The sequence below is a fragment of the Pyxidicoccus caerfyrddinensis genome, assembly GCF_010894405.1.
GTDB classification, from domain to species: Bacteria; Myxococcota; Myxococcia; order Myxococcales; family Myxococcaceae; genus Myxococcus; species Myxococcus caerfyrddinensis.
Genome location: NZ_JAAIYA010000010.1, coordinates 181,040 through 207,006, shown reverse-complemented (window position 1 = coordinate 207,006; position 25,967 = coordinate 181,040). Strand labels below are relative to the sequence as shown.

The following is a 25,967-nucleotide window of genomic DNA, read 5'->3' as shown; positions in this document are numbered from 1 at the left end:
ACGCGTGCAAGAACTCCTCACCCACATGCTTGGCGACGCACAGGGCTTCGTCGCCTATGCCACCGTCTTCAGCATCCTGGTGGCCTGCGGTCTGGGCATTCCGCTTCCCGAGGACATCTCGCTCATCCTGGGCGGCTTCCTGGCGCACAAGGGCGCCGCCAGCCTGCCGGTGATGATGGCGGTGGGCTTCGCCGGCATCCTCGCGGGTGACAGCCTCATCTTCTTCGCTGGCCGCCGGCTGGGCGGGAAGCTGGGCCGCGACGAGGGCGCCAGCAAGGGCTTCTTCGCGCGCATCGTCACGCCCGAGAAGCGCGCCAAGGTGGAAGGGCTGTTCACGAAGCACGGGCAGAAGATCGTCTGCATCGCCCGGTTCATGCCCGGCGTGCGCGCGGTGACGTACTTCACCGCCGGCTCCGTGGGCATGTCCTACTGGCGGTTCATCTTCTGGGACGGGCTCGCGGCGCTGCTGTCCGCGCCCATCTTCGTGTGGCTCGGCTTCCACTTCGGCAGCGAACTGGACACCCTCATCGACAAGTTCAAGGAAGGTCAGTACGTCGTCATGGGCGTGCTGGCGGCGGGTGTCGCCGCGTACGTCCTGTACCGCCGTCGCCGCAAGGTGGCCCCGGTCACCCCGGCGTTACAGCCCGTGGCCGTCGCCGCCCGCGTCCAGGAGCCGGTGGCCTCGTCCTCGCGCAACTCGGCGACGGGCAAGAATGAGCCCCTGTTCAAGGAGGTCGCTTCGGCGGCCTCGGGCTCCGAGAAGGTGGTTGCTTCCGAGTCCGTGCGCGGAGCGCTGCAGAAGACGTAGCCTCGGGGCGATGGACGACTCCGCCGGTCGCAATACCCGCGACGGCGGCCAGCTGGTGCGGCGGGTGTCCCGGTAGCTGCCGCCGCACGGCCTTCTGTCAGTATCCGTGGACCGTCCTGCAAGGAGGCCACGGTGCGCATCCAGCACGTCATTCGGAACCTGCTCCTGGTGGGAGCGCTGCTCGCGGGCAACGCCCGGGCCGAGGTGTCACGCGCGGAGCTGCGCGTGCCCGGAGAGCCGGGGGTGACGCTCTCCGTCCGCGAGGTGCGTGACACCGCGACGAAGGCTCCAGCGCTGCCGCCCGTCATCCTCCTCCACGGCGCGCGAGTCCCGGGGCGCGCCTCGTTCGACCTGCCCGTCGAGGGTGGCTCGCTCGCGGCGGACCTCGCGCGGGCGGGGTTCGCCGTCTACGTCATGGATGCGCGGGGCTACGGTGGCTCCACGCGGCCGAAGGCGATGAGCGTGCCCGCGTCGGGGCGCCCGCTCGTGAGCTCTCACGAGGTCGTCCGCGACGTGCGCGCGGTGGTCGACTTCGTGAAGAAGCGCACGAGGAAGGCGAAGGTCGCGATTCTCGGCTGGGCCACCGGTGGCCACTGGGCGGGCATGTACGCGAGCCTCCACCCCGAGGAGGTCAGCCACCTGGTCGTCCTCAACTCGCTCTACGCCGGGAGCGCCGAGCACAAGATGCTCGGACGCGGCACGGACTTCGAGGACCCGAAGCGGCCCGGCCACTTCAATGCCGAGGGGCTGGAGGCGTACCGGTGGAACACGGCGGCCTCGCTGCTCGGAGTCTGGGACCGGAGCATCCCCACCGAGGACAAGTCGCAGTGGCGCAATCCGGCCGTGGCGGAGGCCATTCAGCGTGAGGCGCTCGCGAGTGATTCACTGTCGGGCTCGCGCACGCCTCTTGCGTTCCGTGCGCCGTCGGGAGCGCTGGAGGATAGCTTCTACCTTGCCACCGGACGGCAGCTCTGGGACGCGGCCTCCATCACCGCGCGCGTCCTCATCCTGCGCTCCGCGAAGGACTTCTGGAGTCGGCCCGAGGACGTGATGCGAATGCAGGAGCACCTGGAGCGCGCGGCGGAGGTGAAGGTCGTCGTGATTCCCGAGGCCACGCACTTCGTGCACCTGGACCGGCCGGAGCGGGGACGCGGGCTGCTGCTGGAGGAGGTCACCCGATTCCTCGGGGCGACGGTGACGCCCGCGGCGCGGACGGCGCCCTAGCCTGAAGAGGGAGGAGGCCGAAGAGACCCGGAGCAGCTCCGGCCCCTCGCTCAGTCGTCAATGAGCCACTGGAGCACGTCGCCGCTGTTCGCGATGAGCCCGATGAGCGGAAGCGCTGCTGCGACGCCCAGCACGATGTAGAGGGTCATCCTGAGTCGCGCGGCGCGACGGGCCTTGGCGTCGACATCACCGGCGGCCTCTCCGAATCGGATGCTCTCCAGGAGCGTCGTCCAGTGCTGGTCTTCGTAGACCAGATCGCCCGGAGAGAGCGTGCCAGCCAGCAGTTGACTCTCGATGGCCGGAGCGGGTGCCTCCGTCTCGAGGTCACCGTCCTCACCGCGCTCGTCCTTCCGCCCCTGGATGCGGATGGCGGCGAAGGGCACCGCCACGAGCGCTGCAAGGAAGACGGCCGGCACGAGTGCGCCGAACCGCGCTGAGGCTTTCCGGTAGACGAGCGCGCCAATCGCCAGGACGAAGAAGGCTGCGCTCCCGATGGAACGGCGTTGCATCTTGCGCCAGATGCGCTCGTTGGAGAGCGTCAAGGCCGGGCCAGGCGCCGCTCGCCGCGCAATGCGCCGAACCCGGTAGCTCGCCTCACTCCCATCCCGCATGTGTCGGCTCTCCGGGGGCCGTACGTGCCCTCCGCGACCCACTCTACCACCAGCCGTGGAAGGTGGTCCGGGGTGGCTCCTCCTGTACTTGCCAGGAGGGACCGCGCAATCCGGCCAGGCTTGCGCGGCCCCTCGATTCACTTCAGCGCGCGTTCTTCAGCGCCTCACGCAACCGCTCCGCCAGCGCGCCGACTCCCGGCTGCCGCAGCAGGCTGTAGTGGTCGCCGGGCAGCAGGTGCTGCTCCAGCGCTCCGCCTACCAGTGCGGACCAACCGCCGTCCTGCGGCAGGCCCTCCGCGTCCTGCGCCTTGAAGAGCACCACGCGGCCCTCGGTGGCCGGGGCCTCGTAGCGCCGTGAGGCGTGGAGGTTGGCCTCGAACACGCGGAACAGCGCGCCCAGGTGCTCGGCATCCATGCCCGGCGGCAGGGCGCCCGCGCTGGCCGCCGCTTGCAGCAGCCGCTCCAGCACCGCGTCCGGCTCCTGGCCCACGAGCCCCTCCAGGTCCAGCGGCAGGTCCGCGAGCGACGCGCCCATCAAGTCCCTCGCGAACATGAGCGCGAGCTGCACGCGGTCTGGCTCCGGCTCCGGCTCCGTCGCCACCGTCACCGCCGGGACGTAGGAGTCGATCAACGCCAGCAGCGCCACCTGCTCGCCGCTCGCCCGGAGCTGCCGCGCCATCTCGTAGGCGATGACGCCGCCCATCGACCAGCCGCCCAGGTGGTAGGGCCCGGACGGTTGGACTCCACGCAGCGCCTTCACGTACTCGGCGGCCAGCTCCTCCACGGTGCCGAGCGGAGCACTGCCGTCCAGCCCCCGGGCCTGCAGGCCGTAGAACGGACGTTCCGTTCCGAGCAGCCGCGCCAGCTCGGCGTAGGCGAGCACGTTGCCGCCGACCGGGTGGACGCAGAAGAACGGCGCGGCAGTGCCCGTCGCGGGCGCACCGAAGGGCACCAGCGGTGAGAACGTCGCCGCGTCTCCACCGCGCAGCAGGGTCGCGAGCTGCTCCACGGTGGGGGCCTGGAAGAGCGCGGCCAGCGGGAGCTGCCGGCCCGTGGCCTCGCGCATGGCGGCCACGAGGCGCACGGCCAGCAGCGAGTGGCCTCCCAGCTCGAAGAAGTTGCCGCGCACGCTCACCGGCTGCACGCCCAGCACCTTCTCCCACGTACGGGCCAGCAGCAGCTCCAGCGCATCCCTCGGCGCCACGTGGGACGGAGTCGGCGTGTCGCTGGTGCGCGGCGCGGGCAGGGCCTTGCGGTCCACCTTGCCGTTCGCCGTCAGCGGCAGCGAGGCCAGGGGCACGAAGGCTGCGGGAACCATGTACTCGGGCAGGCGCTGCTGCAGGTGGGCCCGCAGGGCCTGCGTGGCCGGCTCGGCGGACGGAGCCGCCACGACGTATGCAACCAGCCGCTTGTCGCCGGGCACGTCCTCCCGCGCCAACACCACCGCGTCCTTCACGGCGGAGTGCGTGCGCAGGGCGGACTCGATTTCGCCCAGCTCGATGCGGTAGCCGCGCACCTTCACCTGGAAGTCCAGGCGGCCGAGGTACTCCAGCGTGCCGTCCTGCCTCCAGCGCGCCTTGTCGCCGGTGCGGTACAGGCGCGCACCGGGTCCGGTGCTGAACGGGTCGGGCACGAAGCGCTCCGCGGTGAGCGCGGGCCGGCCGAGGTAGCCGCGCGCCACGCCCTCGCCCGCGAGGTACAGCTCCCCGGGCACGCCTGGCGGCGTGGGCCGCAGCTGCTCATCCAGGACGTAGGCCCGGGTGTTGGGCAGCGGCTGGCCGATGACTGGCACCGCGACGGACGAGTCCTGCACACACCACGTGGTGGCGTACACGGTGCCCTCCGTGGGGCCATACGCGTTGATGGTGCGCGTGCGCCGGGTGCGAGAGAGCGGCTGCCAGAGGGACAGGTCCATGGCCTCGCCCGCGCAGACCACCATGCGCGGCACGTGTGTGCGCTCCAGCAGTCCCGCCTGGACGAGGAGCGTGAGCTGCGCGGGCGTGCAGTCGAGCACGTCCACGCGCTGCTGCTCCAGCCACGCGAGCATCGCCTCCGGGTCCTTGCGAGTGTCCTCGGGCAGCAGGCACAGGCAGTGCCCATCCGCGAGGTGGATGAGCTGCTCGATGGACACATCGAAGAACAGCGGCGCGTTGAGGCTGACCCGCAGTCCCTGGGGCAGACCCGCGTAGAACGTCCGGGCCGTGGCCTCGTGCAGGTGGAGCACGGAGCGGTGCTGCACCATCACGCCCTTCGGCGTGCCCGTGCTTCCCGACGTGTAGATGACGTAGGCCAGGTTCTCCGCGGTGGCGGAAGACGGCACATCGTGCCCGGGCAGGTCCGCCAGTCGCGCCGCCTCCGAGTCCAGGCAGAGCAGGTGACGGACGTCGGACCTCCACGCGTCCGCGAGGTGCCGGACGGTGAGGAGGACGGACGCGCCGCAGTCCTGGAGAACGAAGGACTTGCGCTGCGCTGGCGCCGCCGGGTCGATGGGCACGAAGGCGCCCCCGGCCTTGAGCACCGCCAGCAGGGCGATGATGGCCTCGGGCGTGCGCTCCAGGCACAGGCCCACCGTGACGTCCGGTCCGACGCCCAGCGAGCGCAGCCGCGCGGCGAGCTGGTTGGCCCGCGCGTTGAGCGTCGCGTAGGACAGCACGGCGTCACCGAGCTGGACGGCGGGTGCCTCCGGCGTGCGGCGGGCCTGCTGCTCGACGAGCGTGTGGAAGCAGACGTCGCGACGGAAGTCGGCCGCCGCGCCGTTCCACTCCACCAGGACCTGCCGCCGCTCCTCGGCCGTCTGCATCGACAGCGTGGAGAGCGGAGCGTCCGGAGCTTCGAGCGCGCCCTCCAGCAGGAGCTGGAGGTGGGCCAGGAGCCGCTCGGCCGTGGAGCGCTCGAACAGCTCGGTGCTGAAGATGAGGCCACCGCGGTAGCCGTCCGGCGTGCGCGTGAGGCTCAGCTCCAGCTCGAAGCGGCTGGCCGTGTACTCCACGTCCACGCCTCGCAGCGTCAGCTCCGGCAGGGACATGCCCGAGTCCGGCGTGTTCTGCAGGACGAACAGGGCCTGGAACAGCGGCGTGCGGCCCAGGTCTCGCGCGGGCTGGAGCTCCTCGACGAGGCGCTCGAACGGGATGTCCTGGTGCTCGTACGCGCCCAGGGTGGTGTTGCGCACCTGGGCGAGCAACTGGCGGAAGCTGAGCGCCGGAGCGAACCGCGCACGCAGCACCAGCGTGTTGACGAAGAAGCCGATGAGCCCCTCCGTCTGCGCATGGCGCCGGCCCGCGATGGGCGAGCCCACCAGCACGTCGTCCTGTCCCGAGTGACGGTGCAGCAGCGTCTGGAACGCGGACAGGAGCAGCATGTAGGGCGTGACACCCTCGCGCTGCGCCAGCGCCTCCACGCGTTGGGCGAGCCCGGACGGCAGGTGCATGGACACCGCCGCGCCCTGATGCGTGAGCGTCGCGGGCCTGGGCTTGTCGGTGGGCAGGTCCAGCGCGTGCGGTGCTCCGCCGAGCTGCTCCTTCCACCAGCCGAGCTGCGCCTTCAGCGTCTCGCCGCGCAGCCACGTGCGCTGCCAGACGGAGTAGTCGGCGTACTGCACCGGCAGCTCGGGCAGCGGCGAGGGCTGGCCGTGACGGAAGGCCTCGTACATGACGGCGACCTCGCGGACGAGGACGCCCATGGACCAGCCGTCGGAGATGCTGTGGTGCATGCACAGCAGCAGCACGTGCTCGGCCGGCTCCAGCTTCACCAGCGTGACGCGCAGGAGCGGGCCCGTGGCCAGGTCGAACGGCCGCTGCGCGTCCTCGGTGGCGACTCGCAGGGCCTCGGACTGACGCTGCTCGGAGGGCAGCGTGCTCAGGTCCACGAACTGGAGCGGACCCGAGGTGGCCGGGTGGATGACCTGGTAGGGCTCTCCGCCCTCGGAGTGGAAGGTGGTGCGCAGTGACTCGTGGCGGCGCACCAGCTCCGCGAAGGCGCGCTCGAAGGCGGCCCGCTCCAGCGTGCCCGTGAGGCGCAGCGCGGAGGGCATGTTGTAGAGCGCCTGTCCCGGCTGGAGCTGATCCAGGAACCACAGGCGCTGCTGCGCGAAGGACAGCGGGACACGGCCTTCCGTGCGAGCCCGGACCAGCGGCGGCATGCGCGTGCCCACCGTCGTGCTGCCGATGCGCTCCGCGAGGGCCGCCACGGTGGGGGCCTCGAAGAGGGCGCGCAGGGGCAGCTCCACGCTGAAGGTCGCCCGGATGCGGGCGACCAGCTGCGTGGCCAGGAGCGAGTGGCCGCCCAGCTCGAAGAAGCTATCGTTCACACCGACCTGTGCCGCGCCGAGGAGCTTCGAGAAGAGCTCGGCCAGCAGTTCCTCCGTGGCCGTGCGAGGCGCCACGTACTGCTGGGTCGACGCCGCCGAGGCATCCGGGACGGGCAGCGCCGCCCGGTTCACCTTGCCGTGGGTCGTGAGGGGCAGGGCGCCCAAATGCATCACCGCGGAGGGCACCATGTACTCGGGCAGCCGCTCCTGCACGTAGGCGCGCAGCTCCGTCGCCATGGCGTCACCGGTGACGTACGCGACGAGGCGCTTGTCGCCCGGCGTGTCCTGGCGCACCACCGCCACCGCCTCGCGCACCCCGGGGTGCGTCAGCAGCGCGGCTTCCACTTCCGCCAATTCAATCCGGTAGCCACGCACCTTCACCTGGTTGTCGATGCGGCCCAGGAACTCCAGCACCCCGTCGGCACGCCAGCGTGCCTTGTCGCCGGTGCGGTAGAGCCGCTCTCCAGCCACAGTGCTGAAGGGGTTGGGGATGAAGCGCTCCGCCGTCAGGTCCGGCCGAGACAGGTAGCCGCGCGCCAGGCCGTCGCCGCCGATGAACAGCTCTCCCGGAATGCCAGGGGGCACGGGCTGGGAGTGCTCGTCCAGCACGTACACCTGCGTATTCGCGATGGGCCGGCCGATGGGGATGGCGCTGCCCACCTGCGAGGCTTCCGTCATCCGGTACGTCGAGGTGAAGAGGGTGGACTCGGTGGGGCCGTAGCAGGCCGTCACCGGAATGAACATTCCTTCCACCACCCGCCGCACGTGGGGGGCACTCACGACGTCGCCACCGGTGAGCAACTGGCGCACGCCCTCGAGGCTCTCCGGCTTGAAGTCCACCACCTGAGAGAAGAGGCCCGCGGTGAGGTGCAGCGTGGTGACGGCGTGCCGCTTGAGCACCGTGCTCAGCAGCTCCAAGTCACTGGGCGACTGGGCCGGGAAGACGACGAGGCGGCCGCCGAAGAGCAGCGGGCCCCAGACTTCCAGGGTGGAGGCGTCGAAGGAGATGGGAGCGATGAGGAGGAAGGTCTCCTCCGGCCCCAGGTGCGCGTACTTCGCCCCGTGCAGCAGGCGCATGACGCCCCGGTGCTCGACGGCCACGCCCTTGGGACGGCCCGTGCTGCCGGAGGTGAAGTCCACGTAGGCCAGGTGGCGGGACGTGGCACCGGACACCGGCCGCGTGCGCGGCAGGGCGGCCAGGGGCAGTTCCTCCACGAAGAGGCACGACACCGACTCCGTCACGCTCAAGCTGGAACGCAGAGCCCGTGACGTGAGGACCAGCCTGGGCGGCGCGTCCTCCAGCATGAAGGCCAGCCGCTGTGCCGGATACGAGGCGTCCAGCGGCAGGTACGCACCACCGGCTTTGAGGATGCCCAGCAGCGACACGATGAGCTCCACCGAGCGCTCCAGGCACACGGCCACCAGCACATCCGGCCCCACGCCGTGCAGCTTCAACAGGTGCGCCAGTTGGTTGGCCCGCATGTCGAGCTGTGCGTAGGTGAGCTTCTCGTCGCCGAACTCCAGCGCCACCGCGTCCGGCCGCAACGTCGCCTGCTGCTCGAACAGGTGGTGGATGCAGGCCTCGCGAGGGTAGTCCGACGCGGTGGCGTTCCACTCCACCAGCACCTGCTGCCGCTCTCCCTCCGTCAGCAACGGGAGCGCGGACAGGGCCACATCAGGCCGAGCCACGGCGCCCTCCAGCAACAGGCGCAGGTGGTCCGCCAGACGGCTCGCGGTGGAGTGCTCGAACAGGTCCGTGTTGAAGACCAGCGCACCCTGGTAACCGGCAGGTGCGCGCATGAGACTGAGCTCCAGCTCGAAGCGGCTGGCCGTCGTCTCCGCCCCCAGGCCTCGCAGCGTCAGCTCCGGCAGCGACAGCTCCGCATCCGGCGTGTTCTGCAGGACGAAGAACGTCTGGAACAACGGTGTGCGCCCCAGGTCTCGCGCGGGCTGGAGCTCCTCGACGAGGCGCTCGAAGGGAATGTCCTGGTGCTCGTAAGCGCCCAGGGTGGTGTTGCGCACCTGGGCGAGCAGCTCACGGAAGGTGAGCGCCGGAGCGAACCGCGCACGCAGCACCAGCGTGTTGACGAAGAAGCCGATGAGGCCCTCCGTCTGCGCGTGACGCCGGCCCGCGATGGGCGAGCCCACCAGCACGTCGTCCTGTCCCGAGTACCGCCGCAGCAGCGTCTGGAAGGCGCCCAGGAGCAGCATGAAGGGCGTGACGCCCTCGCGCTGTGCCAGGGCCTCCAGCGCCTGGCTGAGCGCGGGCGACAGGTGCACGGGGACCAACGCGCCCCGATGCGTCAGCGTCGGCGGCCTCGGCTTGTCGAGGGGCAGCTCCAGCGCGAGCGGCGCGCCTTCGAGCTGCTCCTTCCACCAACCGAGCTGCGCCTTCAGCGTCTCGCCCCGCAGCCAGCCGCGCTGCCAGAGGGCGAAGTCCGCGTACCGCATCGGCAGCTCGGGCAGCGGCGAGGGCTGACCGTGACGGAACGCCTCGTAGAGCGCGACCAGCTCGCGGACGAGGACGCCGATGGACCAACCGTCGGAGATGACGTGGTGCATGCACAGCAGCATCACGTGCTCGGCCGGCTCCAGCTTCAGCAGGGTGACGCGGAGCAGAGGGCCCGTGGCCAGGTCGAAGGGCCGCTGCGCGTCCTCGTTCACGAGCCGCATGGCCTCGGACTGACGGTAGGCCGCGTTCGGCAGGCCCGACAGGTCCACCACCTCCACCTTCGGCGACGTGGCCGGGTGGATGAGTTGGAAGGGCTCACCACTTTCGGAGTGGAACGTGGTGCGCAGCGAGTCGTGCCGGCGCACCAGTTCGTCGATGGCGCGCTGGAACGCGGACAGCTCCAGCGTCCCCGACAGCTGCAGGGCCGACGGCATGTTGTAGAGCGCGCTGCCGGGCTGGAGCTGGTCCAGGAACCACAGGCGCTGCTGCGAGAAGGACAGCGGCAGCGGGCCCTCGCCGCCCGTGCGCGTCAGCGCGGGAAGCTGGGTGCCCGCCGTCGCGGACTGGATGCGCTCCGCGAGGGCGGCCACGGTGGGCGCCTCGAAGAGGCTGCGCAGGCTCAGCTCCACGTCGAAGGCGGAGCGGATGCGCGCCACCAACTGCGTGGCGAGCAGGGAGTGGCCTCCCAGCTCGAAGAAGCTCTCCCGACGGCCCACCGCGGGCACGCGCAGGAGCTCCTTCCACAGCTCCGCCAGTCGCGCCTCCACCGGCGTCGCGGGCGGCTCATGGGCCGCCGAGGACCGGAGCTGCGAGGCCTCCGGCGCGGGCAGCGCCTTCCGGTCCACCTTGCCGTTCGGCGTGAGGGGCAGGGCGGTGAGCGCCACGAAGGCCGCGGGCACCATGTACTCGGGCAGGTGCTTGCGCAGCGCGGCTCGCAGGTCCGTGACGTCCAGGGAGTCGGCACCCTCGGACGGAATCACGTACGCCACCAGGCGCTTGTCGCCGGGGACGTCCTCGCGCAATTGCACCACCGCGTCGCGTACCGATGCCTGCGCGCGGAGCGCGGCCTCGATTTCGCCCAGCTCGATGCGGATGCCCCGCACCTTCACCTGCGTGTCGCCGCGGCCGAGATACTCCAGGCCCCCGTCGCGCCTCCAGCGGGCCTGGTCTCCCGTGCGGTACAGCCGCTCTCCGTTCCCGAAGGGGCTCGGGACGAAGCGCTCCGCCGTCAGGTCCGGACGCCCGTGGTAGCCGCGCGCCACGCCCTCGCCGCCGATGAACAGCTCGCCGATGACGCCCGTCGGCACCGGCACGAGATCCTGATCGAGCACGTACAGCAGCACGTTCGTCAGCGGCCGGCCGATGGAGACCTCGCGCCCGTCCTGCACGGACTCGGACGCGCACGCCAGGTCCACCGAGGTAGCCACCGCCGTCACCTCCGTGAGCCCATACGTGTTCAGCAGCGGCACCGTGCTGCCCACGTGCTGACGCCACTGCGCCACGCGCTCGGGCGCCGCCCGCTCGCCGCCGATGACCACCCACTTGAGGCCCGCGGGGAGTCGCGCCTTGCCCGCGTCGAGGCTCGCGGTGACTTCGTGCCAGAAGGCCGTGGGCAGGTTGAGCTGCGTGACGCCCGCCGCCTCCACCTTCGCGAGGAAGGCGTCCGGCGCGTCGAGCATCTCCGGCGTGCGCAGCACCAGCGTGCCGCCGCGCGTGAGGCACGGGTAGATCTCCTCCGCGCTGGTGTCCCAGCTGATGGAGGCGAACTGGAGCACGCGGTCACCCGGCTCCACCGGGAAGGCCCGGTGCGCCGCGAGGGTGAAGTTCACCAGCGAGCGGTGCTGCACCACCACGCCCTTCGGACGGCCTGTCGAGCCCGACGTGTAGAGCACGTACGCCGCCGCCTCGGGAGGCACCTCGGCGCCGGTAGCGGGCACGTCACCCGTGTCCGGCACCGCGTCCACGTCCACCCAGACGCACCCGGTGGCCTCTCCAAGCTTCGAGCGGAGCGCACCGCGAGACACCACCACGCGCGCGCCGCTGTCCTCCAGCATGAAGGACAGCCGCTCCGCCGGGTACTCAGGATCCAACGGCACGTAGGCGCCGCCCGCCTTCAGCACGCCGAGCAGCGCGGCCATCAGCTCCACCGAGCGCTCCACGCACACCGCGACCCGCGTCTCCAGCCCCACGCCGAGCTTCCGGAGGTGCTGCGCCAGACGGTTCGCCCGCGCATCCAGCTCGCGGTACGTCACCGTCGTTCCGCCGGCCGCGATGGCCGGAGCATCCGGCGTCCTCGCGACCTGTGCCTCGAACAGCGCGTGGACGCGGGCGTCGCGAGGCAGCTCTTCCCTCACTCCGTTCCACTCCACCAGCAGCCGCTGGCGCTCATCGGACGCGAGCAGCGGCAGGCCATCCACCCGGGCATCCGGCCGCGCGAGCACGCCTTCCAGGAGCTGGCGGAAGTGCTCGAAGAGACGCGTGGCGGTGGAGGCCTCGAACAGGTCGGTGCTGTAGTTCAGCGTTCCGACGAAGCCCTCCGGAGGCCGGAACAGGTCCAGGCTCCACTCGTACAGGGCCACGCCGGTGTCCTCGACGTCCGCCGGACGCACGGACAGCTCCGGCAGCACCAGCTCCGGCACCGGGGCGTTCTGCATGGCGAACATCGCCTGGAAGAGCGGCGTGCGGCTCGCGTCACGCTCGGGCTGCAGCTCCTCCACCAGCTTCTCGAAGGGCACGGACTGGTGCTCGAAGGCGCCCAGCGTGGTGTCACGCACCTGCGCGAGCAGCTCGCGGAAGGTGAGCGCCGGGTTGAAGCGCGCGCGCAGCACCAGCGTGTTCACGAAGAAGCCGATGAGGCCCTCCGTCGCCCCCTGGTTGCGGTTGGCGATGGGCGAACCCACCAGCAGGTCGTCCTGTCCCGAGTAGCGGTGCAGCAACGTCTGGAACACGGCCAGCAACAGCATGAAGGGCGTCACGCCCTCGCGCTGGGCCATGGCCTCCACCTTCTGCGTGAGCCCGAGCGGCAGCCGCACCGGCAGCGTCGTGCCCTTGTGCGAGAAGACGGCCGGGCGCGCCTTGTCGGTCGGCATGTCCAGCGCATGCGGCGCGCCGCCAAGCCGCTCCTTCCACCACGCGAGCTGGGCCTCCAGCGTCGCGCCTTGCAGCCAGTCGCGCTGCCAGAGGGCGTAGTCCGCGTACTGCAGCGGCAGCTCCGGCAGCGGAGAGGGCTGGCCCCGGCGGAAGGCCTCGTAGAGCGCGGTCATCTCGCGCACGAGCACGCCCATGGACCAGCCGTCGGAGACGATGTGGTGCAGGTGGAGCACCAGCACGTGCTCGCGCGCGCTCAGCTTCAGCAGCAGCGTGCGCATCAGCGGGCCGCGGTGCAGGTCGAACGGACGGCGGGACTCCTCGGTCGCCAGGCGCACTGCCTCGGCCTGCCGGAGGTCTTCCTCGTCGATCTTCGACAGGTTCACCTTCTGCAGCGGCACGAACAGCGTCGGGCGGATCTCCTGGACGGGCCGGCCCGCCTCGGTGCGGAAGGTGGTGCGCAGTGACTCGTGACGGCGCACCAGCTCCTCGAAGCTGCGCTGGAGCGCGGCCTCGTCCAGCACGCCGTCCAGCCGCAGGGCGAGCGGCACGTTGTAGAGCGAGTTGCCCGGGTGGAGCTGGTCGATGAACCACAGCCGCTGCTGCGCGAACGACAGAGGCAGTTCCCCTGTGCGCGCCGCGCGGGCAAGCGTCGGAGCACGCGTGCCCCGGGCGGAGGTGAGGCGCGCCGCGAGGCCTGCCACGGTGGGCGCGGAGAACAGCTCACTCAGCGGAAGCTCCACGTCCAGCGAGGCGCGGATGCGCGACACCACCTGCGTGGCCAGCAGCGAGTGCCCACCGAGCCGGAAGAAGTCGTCGTTGATGCCGACCTTCTCCACGCGCAGCACCTCCGCCCAGATGGCGGCGAGCCGCGTCTCCAACTCGTCGCGCGGCGCCACGAACTGACCCTCGGCGGTGGCCGGGGCCTCCGGTGCGGGGAGCGCCTTGCGGTCCACCTTGCCGTTGGCGTTGAGGGGCAGGGTGCCCAGCTCCACGAAGGCGGAGGGCACCATGTACTCGGGGAGCTGCCGCTGGACGAAGGCACGCAGGGCCTCCGGGTCCACGCCCGGAGTCGAGGGCACCACGTACGCCACCAGGCGCTTGTCGCCGGGCACGTCTTCGCGGGCCAGGACTACCACCTCCTGCACACCGCGGAACTGGCGGAGGACGGTTTCGATTTCTCCCAGCTCGATTCGGAAGCCACGCACCTTCACCTGGAAGTCGGTGCGGCCCAGGAACTCGAGCGTGCCGTCCACGCGCCAGCGCACCTGGTCTCCGGTGCGGTACAGCCGCGCGCCGGGGGTGGAGGCGAAGGGGTGGGGCACGAACCGCTCGGCCGTGAGGTCCGCGCGGTTGAGGTAGCCCCAGGCGAGGCCGTCTCCGCCCACGTACAGCTCACCGGGCACTCCCGGAGGCACCGGCTGGAGCGAGGCATCCAGCACGTACGCGGTGGAGTTGGAAAGCGGCCGGCCGATGGGCACCGAGCGGCCCACGTCGTCCGTCGCGCGCAGGGTGTGAGTGGCGGAGAAGGTGGTGTTCTCCGTGGGGCCGTAGCCGTTGATGAGCACGGCGCCCGGGGACAGCCGCGCGAGGTGCTCGCGCACCCGCTGCACGGGCAGCACGTCACCGCCCGCGAGCACCTGGCGAACGCGGGCCAGTGCCTCGCCCTGGTTCAGCGCCATCTGCTCGAAGAGGGCCGCCGTCAGCCACAGCGTGGTGATGCGCTCGCGCACGAGCAGCGCCGCCAGGTCTTCCAGTGCCAGGACCCCGGCCGGAGCGAGCACCAGCCGCGCTCCGTGCAGCAGCGCGCCCCACAGCTCCAGGGTCGACGCATCGAACGCCGCGGGCGCGAGCTGGAGGATGACCTCCTCGGGCCCGAAGCGCATGAAGCGGCTTCCCTGGACCAGGCGCACCACGCCCCGGTGGGGCACGCAGACGCCCTTGGGGCGCCCCGTGCTTCCCGAGGTGAACATCACGTAGGCCAGGGCTTCGGCACCCACCGACACGTCCGGCGCGGTGGCCGGACGCGAAGCAATGGCGTTCCACTCCGCGTCGAGCAGGACGCGCGAACCGCTGACCTCACGCAGTCCGTCCACCATGGACTGCTGCGTGAGGACCACGTTGGCGCCGGCCTCGCGCAGCATCCAGGTGATGCGCTCCGCCGGATGGTGGGCGTCCACCGGCACGTACGCCGCGCCGGCCTTGAGGATGCCGAGGATTCCGATGACCAGCTCCGGCGAGCGCTCCATGCACAGACCGACGCGGGCGCCCGGGCTCACGCCCAGCGCGCGCAGGTGGTTCGCGAGCTGGTTCGACCGCGCGTCCAGCTCGCCGTACGTGAGGGTGCGCGAGCCGGACGCCAGGGCCACGGCGCCGGGAGCGCGGGACGCCTGCCGCGCGAAGAGCACGTGCACGGGCGTGTCACGCGGGTAGTCCACCGCGGTGTCGTTCCAGGCGGACAGCACCTGGTGGCGCTCGTCGCGGGTGAGCAGGGGCAGTCGGGACAGCGGCAGGTCCGGTGACGCGACAGCGGCCTCCAGCAGCACCCGGAGGTGCTCGGCCATGCCGGCCATGGTGATGCGCTCGAACAGCGCCGTGTCGTAGTTGAAGCCGCCGTGGAAGCCGTCCTCGGTGCGGTGGAAGGACAGCTCGAGGTCGAAGCGGATGAGCCCGTGCTCCGGCTCCATCGAACGCATCGACACGCCGGGCAGGGACAGCTCCGGCATCGGCGCGTTCTGGAGCGCGAAGATGACCTGGAAGAGCGGTGTGCGGCTGAGGTCGCGCGCCGGCTGCAGGTCCTCCACCAGCTTCTCGAAGGGCACGTCCTGGTGCTCGTACGCACCGAGCGTGGTCTCCCGCACCTGGGCCAGCAGCTCGCGGAACGTGGCGCCGGACTGCAGGCGCGTGCGCAACACGAGGGTGTTCGCGAAGAAGCCGATCAGCGCCTCGGCCTCGGCGTGGCGCCGGGCGGCGATGGGCGAGCCGACCGAGATGTCGTCCTGCCCGGAGTACCGGGACAGCAGCACCTGGAAGGCCGAGAGCAGGAGCATGAAGGGCGTGGCGCCCTCGCGCTTCGCCAGGGACTCCACTGCCTCGCTCAGCTCGCGCGAGAGGTTGAGCGGCATCGGCGCACCCTGGAAGGACTGACGCGGCGGGCGCGGCTTGTCCGTGGGCAGCTCGAGATGCGCAGGCGCGCCCGTGAGCTGCTTGCGCCAGTAGCCGAGCTGCTCGTCGAGCACCTCGCCCTGGAGCCAGCCACGCTGCCAGACGGCGTGGTCGGCGTACTGCACCGGCAGCTCGGGCAGCGGCGAGGGCTGGCCCTGGCTGAAGGCCGCGTACAGGGCGGCCATCTCACGCACGAGCACCCCGGTGGACCAGCCGTCCGAGATGATGTGGTGCAGGTTCAGCACCAGCAGATGGCGCGTTGCCTCCACCTTGAGCAGGAGCGCGCGGACCAGCGGGCCGTTGACCAGGTCGAACGGACGGCGCGCCTCCTCGGTGGCGAGGCGCACGGCCTCCGTCTGCCGCAGCGAGGCGTCGGCCAGACGCATCAGGTCCACGGACTCGATGGGGAGCGAGGTGGCCGGGTGGATGACCTGGAAGGGCTCACCCGACTCCGCGCTGAAGGTGGTGCGCAGCGCTTCGTGGCGGCGCACCAGCTCATCGAAGCCCTGCTGGAGCGCGGCCACGTCGAGCGTGCCCTCCAGCGTCATCGCCATGGGGATGTTGTACGCGCTGGCCCCGGCGCCGAGCTGGCCGATGAACCACAGCCGCTGCTGCGCGAAGGACAGGGGCAGCCGCGAGGACCGGTCCGCGCGCGTCAGCGGCGGCACCGTCCGCGAGCCCGTGGAAGCCGGCTGCCGCGAGTCCAGGCGCGCGGCGAGGGCCGCCACCGTGGGCGCCTCGAAGAGGGCGCGCAGGGGCAGCTCCATGCCGAACGTGGTGCGCACGCGGGCCACCAACTGTGTGGCCAGCAGCGAGTGTCCACCCAGCTCGAAGAAGCTGTCCTGCGTCCCGACGCGGCTGACTCCGAGGAGCTGCGCGAAGAGGTCCGCCAGGGCCTGCTCATTCGGCGTGCGCGGAGCGATGTACCGGCCACGCTGTGCGACGGCGACGTCCGGCGCGGGCAGGGCCTTGCGGTCTACCTTGCCGTGGGTCGTGAGGGGCAGGGTGCCCAGGTGCACCACCGCGGAGGGCACCATGTACTCGGGCAGCTTCTCCTGCACGTACGCGCGCAGCTCCGTCGAGTCGAGCGGGCCCGCGTCGCCGGTGACGTACGCCACGAGGCGCTTGTCGCCCGGCGTGTCCTGGCGCACCACCGCGACGGCCTCGCGCACCCCGGGGTGCGTCAGCAGGACGGCTTCCACTTCCGCCAACTCAATCCGGTAGCCACGCACCTTCACCTGGTTGTCGATGCGGCCCAGGAACTCCAGCACCCCGTCCGCCCGCCAGCGCGCCTTGTCGCCGGTGCGGTAGAGCCGCTCTCCAGCCATGGCGCTGAAGGGGTTGGGAATGAAGCGCTCCGCCGTCAGGTCCGGCCGAGACAGGTAGCCGCGCGCCAGGCCGTCGCCGCCGATGAACAGCTCTCCGGGAATGCCGGGGGGCACGGGCTGGAAGTGCTCGTCCAGCACGTACACCTGCGTATTGGCAATGGGCCGGCCGATGGGGATGGCGCTGCCCACCTGCGAGGCGTCCGTCATCCGGTAGGTGGAGGTGAAGAGGGTGGACTCGGTGGGGCCGTAGCAGGCCGTCACCGGAATGAACATTCCTTCCACCACCCGCCGCACGTGGGGGGCACTCACGACGTCGCCACCGGTGAGCAACTGGCGCACGCCCTTGAGGCTCTCCGGTTTGAAGTCCACCACCTGCGAGAAGAGGCCCGCAGTGAGGTGCAGGGTAGTGACGCCATGACGGGTGAGCACCGTGCTCAGCAGCTCCAAGTCACTGGGAGACTGCGCCGGGAAGACGACGAGGCGGCCGCCGAAGAGCAGCGGACCCCAGACTTCCAGGGTGGAGGCGTCGAAGGAGATGGGAGCGATGAGGAGGAAGGTCTCCTCCGGCCCCAGGTGCGCGTACTTTGCCCCGTGCAACAGGCGCATGACGCCCCGGTGCTCCACGGCGACGCCCTTGGGACGGCCCGTGCTGCCGGAGGTGAAGTCCACATACGCCAGATGACGTGACGTAGCGCCCGACACCGGCCGAGTGCGCGGCAGGGCGGCCAGGGGCAGTTCCTCCACGAAGAGGCACGGCACTGACTCCGCCACCGGCAGGCCCTTGCGCAGCGCCTGCGACGTAATCAGCAGCCTCGGAGGCGCGTCCTCCAGCATGAAGGCCAGCCGCTGCGCCGGGTACGAAGCGTCCAGCGGCAGATACGCGCCACCGGCCTTGAGGATGCCCAGCAGCGACACGATGAGCTCCACCGAGCGCTCCAGGCACACGGCCACCAACGCATCCGGCCCCACACCGTGCAGCTTCAACAGGTGCGCAAGCTGGTTGGCCCGCGTGTCGAGCTGCGCGTAGGTGAGCTTCTCGTCACCGAACTCCAGCGCGACTGCGTCCGGCCGTAGGGTGGCCTGCTGCTCGAACAGGTGGTGGATGCACGCCTCGCGCGGGTAGTCCGACGCGGTGGCGTTCCACTCCACCAGCACCTGCTCCCGCTCTGCCTCCGTCAGCAGCGGCAGGAGCGGCAGCGACAGGTCGGGCGAGGCGACGACGGCTCGGGCCAGCCCGGTGAGGTGCTCGGCCATGCGCTCCACGGTGGCGCGGTCGAAGAGGCTCGTGGAGTACTCGAAGCGCACCGTCATTCCGCCGCGGTGCTCCCAGACCTCCAGGCCCAGGTCGAACTTGGCGGTGCTCGCGGGCACCACCACCTGGCCGATCTGGAGCGACTGCGGCGTCGCATCCGGCTCCGGCGTGTTGAGCACGTTGAGGATGACCTGGAACACCGGCGTGCGGCTCAGGTCTCGCGGCAGCTGGAGCAGCTCCATCAGCCGCTCGAAGGGCGCGTCCTGGCGCGTATAGGCACCCAGTGCCTGCTGCTTCACACGGGTCAGCAGCTCGCGGAACGTCGGAGCCCCGGAGAGCTGCGTGCGGAAGGCGAGCGTGTTGAGGAAGCAGCCGATGAGCCCTTCCACCTCCGGCTGCGAGCGGCCGGCGATGGGCGTGCCAATCGCGAAGTCGTCCTGGCCCGAGTAGCGCCCCAGCAGCAACTGGTAGAGCGCCATCATCACCATGAACGACGTGGCGCCCTCACGGCGGCCCAGTGCGAGCAGCGGGTCGGACAGCTCACGCGGCCACTCGAAGGCGTAGAGGCCGCCCGCGTACGACTGCACCGCGGGCCGAGGACGGTCCGTGGGCAGCTCCAGCGCCGGCACTCCGAAGAGCTGGTCCTTCCACCAGCGGAGCTGCTCCTCCAGCACCGCGCCTTCCAGGTACTGGCGCTGCCACACTGCGTAGTCCGCGTACTGCACGGGCAGCTCGGGCAGCGGCGACGGAATGCCCGCGCCGAAGCAGGCGTAGAGGACCGTCAGCTCGCGCGCGAGCACCATGTTGCACCACGCGTCCGAGACGGCGTGGTGGAGGATGAGGCTGAGCACGTGGTGCTCGGGCCCCGCGCGCAGCAGCAGCGCGCGCACCACCGGGCCCTTCTCCAGGTCGAAGGGAAGGCCGGCGTGCTCCTGGCAGCGGCGAATCACCGCCGCCTCGAGTTCCTCGGGCGTGGCGCCGTGCACCTCTTCCAGCGGCATGGGCAGGCTGCCACCCGGTTGGATGATCTGCACCGCGACGCCGTTGTCCGCGAGCGTGTACGTGGTCCGCAGCACCTCGTGCCGACGGACCAGCTCGTCCAGCGCCGCCTGGAGCGCCGCCGTGTCCAGCGCGCCCGTGAGGCGGAAGTTGGACGCGTTGTTGTAGGCCACGCTGGCCGGCTCCAACTGCTGGAGGTACCAGAACCGCTGCTGCACGAAGGAGAGCGGCAGCGGACGATCTCGCGGCGCGCGCGGGATGGCCTGTGCCGAGACCGCGCGAGGCGCAGGGGTCTGCTGCGCCACCGGAGCCCTGGGCGCCGGAGACGCGGGGGCCTTCGGTGCCGGAGCCACGGGCGCCTTCATCGCAGGGAGGCTGACGGACTCGATGCGGCCATCCGCGCGGAGGCGGACATGCCGACCCGTGCGGTAGATGCGGCGCGACGCACCCGTAGGATGGGGCACCAGCCGGCGGCGCTCTTCCTCGGCCGAGCGCCAGAGGCCACGCGGCAGGCCCGCGCCTTCCAGCGCCAGCTCACCCACGACGCCCGTGGGCACGGGCAGGCCCGCCTCGTCCAGCACCCAGACCTGGAGGCCCGCGGGCACGCGCTCGCCCGGAGCCTTCGGCAGCAGGGCGCCTTCCACCGCGCCACCCGCGAGCAGCACCTCCACGCCCGCGCTCTGGTGCAGCGCGGTGGCCAGCTCCGCCGACGCGCCTTCGAGAACCAGGGCGCTCAACGGGGCCAGCGACTCACGGGCCTTCGGCTGCTCCGTCAGCGTGCGTGCCAGCCGCGCGGACGTGTGCAGGAGGACGGCGCCGGACTGACGCGCCAGCTCCAGCAATTCGCCCACGCCCTGGCTGCTCTCCACCAGCACCTGCTCCTGGCGGACGGTGGCCTCGGCCTCCATCCGCTCGCGCAGCGTGGCGAGGTGACGCAGGCCGTCCAGCACCACCGGCGTCTCCACGCCGAAGTCGATGAGGCAGGCCACCTCGTCGACGTCCGCGTCGCGCATGTCGCGCATGCGCTGCAGGCCGCTCTCCACCGTGCCGATGAGGCCGGTGACCTTCGCGTAGTTCTCGAAGGAGTGCTCCAGGATGGCGTTGATGTCCTCCTCGGAGACCTTGTCGATTTCCCCCTGGTGCCCCTGCGCCGCGAGCAGGCTGGCGACGATGTCCGCCGAGCCGCGGAAGTAGCTCAGCAGCGGCTTGCGCACCGTGCGCAGCACCTCCTGGTAGTCCTCACCGATGAAGGTGTGGACCATGCAGGTGATGTGGCCCCGACCCGGGTGGCCGTTGCGGCGCCACGCCTCGCGGTACAGCGCCACCTTCGGCTTCATCTCCTCCAGCGAGTGCGCCAGCAGGCCGGTGAGGACGCCCGCGCCCAGCTCTCCCGCCATCCGGAAGGTCTCCGGACTGGACGTGGCGGTGAGCCACACCGGCAGCTCCTTCTGCACCGGCTTCGGACGCAGGGCCACTTCGACGGTGACTCCGCCGCCGCCCTTGCGCCGCTGCTTCTCACCGCGCCAGATGGCTCGCAGCGTCTCCAGGTTGCGCAGCAGGACGTTGCGCCGGTCCTCGTAGGCGGACGGGTTGAAGGAGAAGTCCTGCACGTGCCAGCCCGTGGCCACCGACAGGCCCACGCGGCCGTTGGAGAGGTTGTCCACCACGGACCACTGCTCGGCGATGAGCATCGGGTCGTGCAGCGGCAGCACCACGCTGCCCGAGCGCAGGCGCAGGTTGCGCGTCACCGTGGACAGGGCCGCCGCCACGACGGCGGGCTGCGGGTAGAGGCCGCCGAAGGAGTGGAAGTGCCGCTCGGGCGTCCACACTGCGGAGAAGCCGTGGGCGTCCGCGAACTTCGCGCCCTCGACGAGCAGCTCGTACTTCGGGCCGGACAGCGTGTCCTCATCGTTGGCGAAGTAGATGAGGCTCAGGTCCATGGCCTGGGTGCGCGGCCCGCCGCCATTCAGGCGCACCAGCTGCGCGGCCATCCGCTCCGACGGGAAGGCCACGCGCATGCCGCGCGAGAGGGCCCACATGGACTCCAGCTCCGGACGGTCCGTCGTGGACTCGGTGGCCGCCAGCCAGGTGCCTCCCTCGGTGGGGCGCAGCCGGCCGTCCATCGCGTCGAACAGCTCCGTCAGGGCCTGGTGGTTCAGCGCCCATGCGGGCCTGCCCGCTCCCGCCGGCAGCAGCCACGCCAGCGTGTCGGCCTGGACGTCCAGAGTCACGGGAGTGGATGCGACCTCCAGGGTCTCCTCCACGTACACCGTGCGCGCGGCGTCCAGCTTCGCGGAGGTGACAACGCCGCGCCAGGTGACGAGCACCGGCGCGGAGGCGCCCTCCGGTGCGTAGACGGTGAGGCCGCCCAGGTCAGTGGTTCCTGGCGTCACCGCAGCGCCTCCGGCCTCCAGCACGCCCCAGAGGACGGCGAGCTTCGCGGGCGAGGGCTCCAGGCACACCGCGACCGGGTCTCCCGGCCGCACCCCGAGTGTCCGCAGTCGCGCGGCCACGCGGCTCGCACGGGCGGACAGCTCCGCCCAGGTCCACACCGTGTCGCCTTGGCTCACGGCCACGGACTGCGGGCTCCGGCGCGCACGCTCCGCGAGCAGCACAGGCACGGCGGCGGACACGGAGGCGGGGCGGGGCAGGGGCCACGCGCGCCGCTCGGCTTCCGTCACCAGGGGCAGGCGCGAGATGCGCTCGTCCGGGCGGGCGAGGGCGGCGCCCAGCATGACCTGCAGGTGCTCCACCATGCGCCGCGCGGTGGGCTCGTCGTACAGCTCGGTGGCGTACTCGAGCGCGCCGTGGATGCGGCCGCCCTCCTCGGAGAGGACGAGCGTCAGCTCGGACAGCGTGGCGCCCCACTGCACGGGGGCGTTGGGCACCTCCACCAGCGAGCCGCGCACGCCGGTCAGCTCCAGCGCCGCCGCGCCACTGCCCACACTGGAGTGGTACACGAAGACGGTGTCCGTCATCCGGCCCCGGCCGATGTCCTTGCCCGGGATGAGCTCCTCCACGAGGTGCTCGAAGGGCACGTCGGGCCGGGACTGCGCTTCCGACACCTCACTCTTCACGCGGCCGAGCAGCTCGCGGAACGTCGGGTCGCCCGCGAAGCTGGTGCGGAACGCCGCCGAGTGAGCCACGTAGCCGATGAGCCCCAGCAGCTCCGGGCGCGTGCGGTTGGCGATGGGCGTGCCGACGATGATGTCCGTCTGCCCGCTGTACCGGTGCAACAGCGTCTGCCACGCGGCCAGCACCGTCATGTACGAGGTGAAACCCTCGCGCTTGCCGAACGCACCCACCTCGCGGGCGAGCGCGGACGGGAAGTCGACAATCATGCGCACCGACGTGAGCGGACAGCTCGCGGGCCGCGAGCGGTCCGTGGGCATCTCCAGCCGGCGCGGCATGCCGGCGAGGCGGTTGCGCCACCACTGCTCCTGGTCCGGCATCAGGTGCTCGGCGATGGTGCGGCGCTGCCACGCACCGAAGTCCGCGTACTGCACGGGCAGCGGCGGCAGCGGCGACGGCCGGCCCTGGCGGAAGGCGGCGTAGAGCTGGCCCAATTCGTGGACGAAGATGGCCACGGACAGCGTGTCGCAGACCACGTGGTGGATGGCGCCCACGAGGATGTGGACCTGCGCGTCCAGCTTGAGCAGCACCGTGCGAATGACGGGGCCCTTCACCAGGTCGAACGGCCGCGCGGACTCCTCGCGGGCAATCCGCATGGCCTCCGACTCGCGGTGCTCCGCGGAGCCGGTCAGCTCGATGAGGTCGAGCGGGATGTGCACGTGCTTGTGGAAGCGCTGCACGGGGCGGCCGTCCACCAAGTCGTAGGTGGTGCGCAGCGCCTCGTGGCGGTTGACGATTTCCTGGACGCTCCGCTGGAGGGTGTCCGCGTCCACGAAGCCTTCGAGGCGCAGCACGAAGGGAATGGTGTACGCGGAGAGGCCGGGCAGGTGCTGCTCCAGGCGCCAGACGCGCTCCTGCACGAAGGACAGGGGCAGCTCCTGGGTGCGCGGCAGCGGCACCAGGGGCAGCTCGCGGGTCTGCTGCACGGCGGGGGCCTGACGCAGCAGCGGCTCGATGCGCTCGGCGATGCCGGCCACCGTGGGCGCCTCGAAAAGCGCGGCCAGGGGGAGCTGCACGCCGAAGGCCTCGCGCATCTGGTTGAGGAGCTGGGCGGCCATCAGCGAGTTGCCGCCGATCTCCAGGAAGTTGTCGTCGCGGCCCACGAACTCCAGGCCGAGACGCTCCCTCCACAGGGCGGCGAGGCGTTCCTCGATGTCACCGCGCGGTGCGTCCTCGCGCACGGGCACGCCCGGGGTGGCCGCGGGGACGGCTGACGTCCGCGCGGGCGGGGCGGCTGGAGCGGAGGGCGCGGGCACCGGGAGCGACGCCGTCATGGGCTGGGTGGTGGCGGGCGCCCGGACGGGCGGAAGCACCGGAGCCTGCGCGGGCGTGCTCACGCTGGACGCCGTGAGCGAGGCGGGGACGGGCGCCGGAATCACCGGCGGCGGAACGACTCCGGGCGCCGCGACCTGGCCGGAGGGCGAGACGGCCACGCGTCCCGCCGTCACGGGGGGTGACGCGAACACGGGCACCGCCGCCGGCACGGGAGCAGAGGGCGGGGGAGCCGACAGCGGCGGCGCGAACACGGGAGCCGAAGCCTGCCCCGCGGGCGTCACCACCATGGTGCCCTGCGCGGCCACGACCGGCGCTGAAACCGGCGCGCCCGCGGAGTCCTGAGCGGGCAGCGCGAACACCGGAGCAGAGGCCTGCCTCGTCGGGGAGTTCACCATGCTCCCCTGCGCCTTCACGGGGACCTGTTCCACCGGAGTCCGAGGAGACACCGAGGCGAACGACCCATTCCCATTCGCCTGCGCGGGCTTCGCCTCCACCCAGCAGCGCTTCTCCTGGAACGGGTACGTCGGCAGGTGCAGCTTCCGGCGCTGCTCTTGCGCGTAGAAGGCGGACCAGTCCACCTCCACGCCCTGCGTCCACAGCTCGCCCACGGCCTGCATCAGGCCCGAGTGCTCCGTCGTGGTGCCGCCGCGCCGCAGCGTGGCCAGCGCCTTCACCCGCTCCCGGTCCTGCCCCAGGCACGCGCGCACCAGCGGAGTGAGGTCCTGCGCGGGGCCCACTTCCAGCACCACGCTGCAGCCATCTTCCAGCAGGGCCCCCACGGCCTCGCTGAAGCGCACGGGCTGGCGCATCTGGTCTGCCCAGTAGCGCGGCTCGGCCAGGGCTCCCGGCTTCGCCCACGCCCCGGTGACGCTGGACGCGTAGCGCACCGTCGGCTCCGCGCGGCGCAGCGACGCCACCACGCGCTCCAATTCCGGCATCAGCGGCTCCACGTCCGCGGAGTGGAACGCATGCGGCGCGGGCATGCGCACCGCGCCCACGTCCCGGCGCTTCAGGTCCTCCTGCAGCCGCTCCACCTCGTCCACCGGCCCGGCGACGACGCACCGGTCCGGCGAGTTGATCGCCGCCAGCTCCAGCCGCCCGGACAACAGCGGCAGCACCTGCGACTCGGACATCGCCACCGCGAGCATCGCCCCGGGAGGCATGCGGTGCATCAGCTCGCCGCGAGCCACCGCCAGCTTCAGCGCGTCCTCCAGCGGCAGTGCGCCGGCCACACAGGCGGCGGCGTACTCGCCGAAGCTGTGCCCCAGCACGGCGTGGGGCTTCAGGCCCCAGTCCATCCACATCCGCGCCAGCGAGTACTCCACGGAGAACAGCGCGGGCAGGGCCACGCGCGTGTCCGCGAGCAGCGCCGCCGTCTCCGCGTCCTGCTGTCCCGGAGCGGCCTGGAGCAGCGCACGCACGCGGGCCCGCAGCGACTCTTCCAGCAGCGCGAGGCACGCGTCCACGTGCGCGCGGAAGGCGGGCTCTGCCGAATACAGCTCGCGGCCCATGCCCACCTGTTGGGCGCCCTGGCCCGGGAAGACGAGGGCGACGCGACGCCGTCGCGCCGCCTCGTCCTTCACCTTCACCGCCGTGTACGGCTTGCGGAGCTGCTTCACCAGGTCCGCCGCGTCCGTCGCGACGACGGCCCGGCGGTGCTCGAAGACCTTGCGGCCCACGGCGTGCGTGAAGGCCACGTCGGCAATCGACAGGTCCGCGGCGCTGGCCTCCGCATGGGTGGCGAGCTGCTTCGACGCCGCCTCCAGCGCCTCGGGAGTGCGCGCCGACAGCGTGACGACGTGGTGGGTCCGCGTGGTGGAGCCGCTCTGGGACATGGGGGATTCCTCGAGCACTGCGTGGGCGTTGGTACCGCCAATGCCGAAGGAGCTGACGGCCGCGCGTCGCGGCGCCTCGCCCCTCGGCCACGACCTCAGGGATGTGTTGACGAAGAAGGGACCGGAATCGAAATCGATCTGCGGATTGGGGCGCTCGAAGTTGAGGCTTGGAGGCACCTCTCCGTGGTGCAGCGAGAGCGCGACCTTCATGAGGCCCGCGAGGCCGGCCACCGTGTCCATGTGGCCCACGTTGGTCTTCAGCGAGGCCAGCGGAATGGTGCCGCGGCGGTCCGCCCCCAGCCCGTACGCACGCTGGAGCGCGGCCACTTCAATCGGGTCCCCGAGCGGAGTCGCGGTGCCGTGCGTCTCCACGTAGCCGATGTCCTTCGGCTCCACGCCGGCCCGCGCCATCGCCTGGGTGATGACGGCGGACTGGCCCTGCACGCTGGGCGCGGTGAAGCCGGACTTGTGGCGGCCGTCGTTGTTGGTCGCC

At 71.5% G+C, this 25,967-nt stretch carries 4 protein-coding genes (1 of these 4 cut by a window edge); 2 read left to right on the top strand and 2 right to left on the bottom strand.

Annotated elements, in window-relative coordinates; all coding sequences use genetic code 11:
* Nucleotides 1–4 precede the first annotated feature (4 nt).
* Nucleotides 5–808, top strand: a complete 804-nt coding sequence (locus tag G4D86_RS24925; protein WP_163996514.1) for a DedA family protein — start codon at nucleotides 5–7, stop codon at nucleotides 806–808.
* A gap of 132 nt (nucleotides 809–940) precedes the next feature.
* Nucleotides 941–2,032: an alpha/beta fold hydrolase gene (locus G4D86_RS24920; RefSeq protein ID WP_240360461.1), complete on the top strand. Its 1,092-nt coding sequence runs from the start codon at nucleotides 941–943 to the stop codon at nucleotides 2,030–2,032.
* A gap of 50 nt (nucleotides 2,033–2,082) precedes the next feature.
* On the opposite strand, the gene G4D86_RS24915 is transcribed toward G4D86_RS24920, so the two are convergent.
* Entirely contained in the window at nucleotides 2,083–2,541 is a 459-nt protein-coding gene (locus G4D86_RS24915) for a hypothetical protein (protein ID WP_163996513.1), read from the bottom strand.
* A 244-nt stretch (nucleotides 2,542–2,785) separates the two neighbouring features.
* Nucleotides 2,786–25,967 carry the 3' portion of a non-ribosomal peptide synthase/polyketide synthase gene (locus G4D86_RS24910; RefSeq protein WP_163996512.1) on the bottom strand. Its footprint extends 20,120 nt past the window's final position, so only the last 23,182 of its 43,302 coding nucleotides appear in the window; its start codon lies beyond the right edge, outside the window — the gene reads right to left on this strand; the stop codon is at nucleotides 2,786–2,788.